The sequence below is a fragment of the Psychromonas marina genome, assembly GCF_030161115.1.
GTDB classification, from domain to species: domain Bacteria; phylum Pseudomonadota; class Gammaproteobacteria; order Enterobacterales; family Psychromonadaceae; genus Psychromonas; species Psychromonas marina.
On sequence record NZ_BSPQ01000033.1, the window covers coordinates 1 to 4026 of the forward strand.

The window sequence follows — 4026 nt, forward strand, 5'->3', positions numbered from 1 at the left end:
AAAGAAGACATAAAAATATATGCGCTTGCGTAACGTATTTTACTAATACAAAGCCTGATTAAAGACGAACAAATTCAAAGAACAATAACAGCTTTTCTAATTAACTTTTTAGCTTGGCGACAATAGCGCTGTGGTCCCACCTGATCCCTTTCCGAACTCAGTAGTGAAACGCAGTTGCGCCGATGGTAGTGTGGGGTCTCCCCATGTGAGAGTAGGTCATCGCCAAGCGCCTAATACGAACAATCCCTGTTGACTCACGTCAGCAGGGATTTTTTCGTTTTAGCGCCTTATGGCGTTGACTACTCGAACATGGGAAATGAATAGTTGCTACGCAGTAGCATTCATTCCATGTGATAGTAGGGTGAGTTTGCCGACAGGCAAGGTTTACGAACAATGTTCACCCATCGCCAAGCGCCTCTGTGTATCAAAAAACCTCCAAAATAGAAAGTGCATATCGTGCTTCGCCCAATTGTCGGCCTAAAGACCGATCTACAGTTGTACTTTATTTTTTCGTTTTGGTGCTTTGAAGTGATGGTTTATGATCAATGTCCACCCATCGCCAAGCGCCTAATACCAATTCCATTAATTTTGTGATCTAATAAGGTACAATTTAAAGGTGCTGGATATGACTCAAGAATTATCTAAAATCATTAACTCAACATCAGATGCGAGACTAAAGCTTCCCTTATTAGCGGCTTCTCACTTCCTCGATGGTAAAAATAGAACTCAAATATCTGAATACTTAAAAGTAAGCCGAACGAGTGTTAATAGCTCGATACAAACCTATTTAATACAGGGGATTTCAGGGTTAAAAGAGAAAAAGCATACAGGCCGTCCAAGGGATTAAGCGCAGAACAGCTCTCTCAACTAAAAGATTTTGTTGTTTCTTCAACTGTAAAGGCCGATGGTGGCAGGCTACAAGGGAAAGATGTCCAGCGTTATGTTTTGGCGTACAGTATAAAAAATCCAATATTTACAACCTGCTACACGAACTAAATCTTAGTTGGATCGCGACGCGCTCAAAGCATCTTAAGCAATCAATTGACGCACAGGAAAATTTTAAAAACTTCCAAATAAAAACGATCCTTAAGATCCCTGGTCATGTGGCTTTAGATCGTGTGGATATCTGGTTTCAAGATGAGGCTCGGTTCGGGCAACAGAATACAACAACTAAAATATGGGCTGAAAAAGGCACGAGACCACGTGTCGTTCAGCAACAACAATACACTTATGCCTACCTGTTTGGTGCAGTTTGCCCGACTAATGGTAAAACAGAAACCATTATTACAACGTTTACTAATATGGAAATAATGAAAGAACATCTAGCACTCATTACAAACGCTACAGAGGTTGACCGGCATACAGTAGTGATAATGGATGGTGCGAGTTGGCATCAAGAATACTTAGACGACGCATTCCCCAATTTAAGTATTATCCACATCCCGCCATACTCTCCAGAATTAAATACAATTGAACAAGTCTGGTCATGGATGCGACATCAATAGAGCTATTTTATTCTGCTCAAGATGGTGGGTAAATTTGACACCTTTAGTTTTGGTGATAGGTGTAAGATGGGAAAATACTATTATCAGTGAATCTTAAAATAGATTTTAACACCTCAACTTTCTTAAATTATTATTCCTACTTATCAATACTCTAATAAAAAAAGTGATGCAAAGTTAAGTTGTCATTACACTTTAATGTATGAAATTAGCTTTTTTGACTAACTTTACGTTTTTATTTGGTTATTAATTGCCATGAGGTTCTTAAATGGTGGTTTATTTGCAACCACTCACTAGCTTAAATATTTTATAGTTAACACATGGATAGCGAGCGATGTTTTTAATCGAAGACGGGTGGTTATACCCTTACCAAGGTGCACCAACTCGCTAATTCTTTTTCTCGCCATTACCCTTCAATTGCAAATAAGGATGTTTCAAGTGTCTACTATAGCTCAAGCTAATTTTAATCATAAAAAATATCGTGCTTATACACCTATTAAGAAAATAGATAGACGCTGGCCTGATAAAGTTATCGATAAAGCACCACAGTGGTGTAGCGTAGATCTACGTGATGGTAATCAAGCATTGATTGAGCCGATGAACCCAAGTCAAAAGCTTGAACTGTTTAAATTATTAGTAGATGTAGGTTTCAAAGAGATAGAGGTTGGTTTTCCTGCGGCTTCCGCTCCAGATTTTGATTTTGTTCGTCAATTGATAGAACAAGACCTTATTCCTGACGATGTAACTATTCAAGTACTGACTCAAGCAAGAGAGCCGTTGATTAAGCGTAGTTTTGAAGCTTTAAAAGGAGCAAAAAAAGCAATTGTTCATCTATATAACTCTACATCTACCGTACAGAGAGAACAGGTTTTTAAAAAATCTCGTGATGAAATTAAAGCCATTGCCATTCAAGGGGCTGAGTGGGTACGTGATTTTTCGATAACTCAACCTGAAACTCAATGGTCATTCCAGTATTCACCGGAAAGCTTCACCAACACAGAGATGGATTATGCTGTTGAAATATGCGATGCAGTGATTAGCATATGGAAACCTACTCCAGAACATAAAGTCATTATTAACCTACCTGCGACAGTAGAAGCATCAACTCCAAATGTGTATGCAGATCAAATAGAGTGGATAGGTGAGAATATCAGTCACCGTGAATCAATAACAATAAGTTTACATACTCATAATGACAGAGGTTGCGGTGTAGCAGCGGCTGAATTAGGGGTAATGGCAGGTGCGGATCGTATTGAAGGAACCTTGCTTGGTAACGGAGAACGTACTGGTAATATGGATATTGTAACTATGGCGATGAATATTTATAGCCAAGGTATCGATCCACAATTAAATTTTTCTGATATGGATCGAGTTATAACTACGGTTGAACGTTGTACACAACTTGCAGTGCACCCACGTCATGCTTATGCAGGAGAATTAGTTTTTGCAGCTTTTTCTGGTAGTCATCAAGATGCAATTAATAAATGTATGGCAATAGATGAGAATAAACGTGCTGTTGATCCTGAAGCGCACTGGGAAGTCGCTTATTTGCCGATTGATCCTAGAGATTTAGGAAGAACATATCAACAAGTAATACGAATTAATAGTCAGTCTGGTAAAGGCGGAGTCGCTTATGTACTTGAACAAGACTATGGGGTGCAAATGCCACGCTGGATGCAGGTTGATTTTAGCCCGTATGTACAAGAACATGCAGAAAACTATGAAAGTGAAGTATCTTCAGCGACTATTAATAATATATTTACTGAAACTTATTTAGCACCTGATAATAAAGTCACCATTGATAACTATCAATTAGATCGCCAAGCCAATAATGATAGATTACAAGCAATTGTTATTAGTAATAATACTTCGGTGAGTATTGATGGTCAGGGTAAAGGTGTGCTTGACGCTTTTGTTAGTGGATTAAGCGGGCTAATTAAAAAAGAAATTACTTTAATTGATTATAATGAGCATGCATTACCGAATAAGCTAGGGGCTGAAAATGAACAATCAGAAGCCATTGCTTATGTACAATTGAGTATTATGGGAGTTCGTTACTGTGCTGCAGCGAAAAGTTTAGATATTGTTAATGCTTCTTTACAGGCCGTATTGAATGCAGTTATGAGAAGTGGTGTGAATATTAACCATCACAGCACAATTAAATTAGCTGCTGTATAATAAAAAGCGACAATAATATTGACTAACGTCACCTGAATTTAGAGTGACGTTAGTGATTATTCTTCTATCAATCCCCTTGAACCTCCTATTTTGTCGATAAAAACAGCCTTTTGTTTGTTTACTGAGCGAACGAAATTTAATTGCTAATAAAGGCTTGCCAATGTGATCTGAATCCCTATAATACGCCGCACAGACAAGGACTGAGGCGCAAGCCACTAACCTAGTCGGAACCAACAAACTCCTAGAGTTTGAGTTGATAAACTTAATAAATTAAGTTGTTGACAAGGTTCACAGGTAGCGTATTATACGCACCTCGCCGAAAGGCACGCTCTTTAACAATTTAATC

The 4026-nt window shown here is 38.4% G+C and carries 3 protein-coding genes and 1 rRNA gene; all 4 read left to right on the forward strand.

The window, feature by feature from the left end; all coding sequences use genetic code 11:
- Window positions 1-112: 112 nt before the first annotated feature.
- The 4 genes from rrf (at window position 113) to leuA (ending at window position 3680) form a co-directional block, all read left to right on the forward strand.
- Window positions 113-228: ribosomal RNA gene (gene rrf, locus QQK09_RS19240) — 5S ribosomal RNA — on the forward strand.
- A 397-nt stretch (window positions 229-625) separates the two neighbouring features.
- The gene (locus QQK09_RS19245) at window positions 626-847 is read left to right on the forward strand and encodes a COG3415 family protein (RefSeq protein WP_284205861.1); all 222 of its coding nucleotides are present in this window, start codon (window positions 626-628) and stop codon (window positions 845-847) included.
- Window positions 843-1505 (forward strand): IS630 family transposase, encoded by a 663-nt coding sequence (locus QQK09_RS19250; RefSeq protein ID WP_284205863.1) that lies wholly within the window; start codon window positions 843-845, stop codon window positions 1503-1505. The genes QQK09_RS19245 and QQK09_RS19250 overlap by 5 nt, the downstream gene beginning before the upstream one ends.
- Window positions 1506-1931: 426 nt before the next feature.
- Window positions 1932-3680 (forward strand): 2-isopropylmalate synthase, encoded by a 1749-nt coding sequence (leuA, locus tag QQK09_RS19255; RefSeq protein WP_284205862.1) that lies wholly within the window; start codon window positions 1932-1934, stop codon window positions 3678-3680.
- Window positions 3681-4026: the final 346 nt, after the last annotated feature.

Bases quoted from the DNA above. Each gene is read 5' to 3' on its own strand.
- QQK09_RS19245 (WP_284205861.1), top strand. From the start codon at position 626: ATGACTCAAGAATTATCTAAAATCATTAACTCAACATCAGATGCGAGA.
- leuA (WP_284205862.1), top strand. From the start codon at position 1,932: ATGTTTCAAGTGTCTACTATAGCTCAAGCTAATTTTAATCATAAAAAA.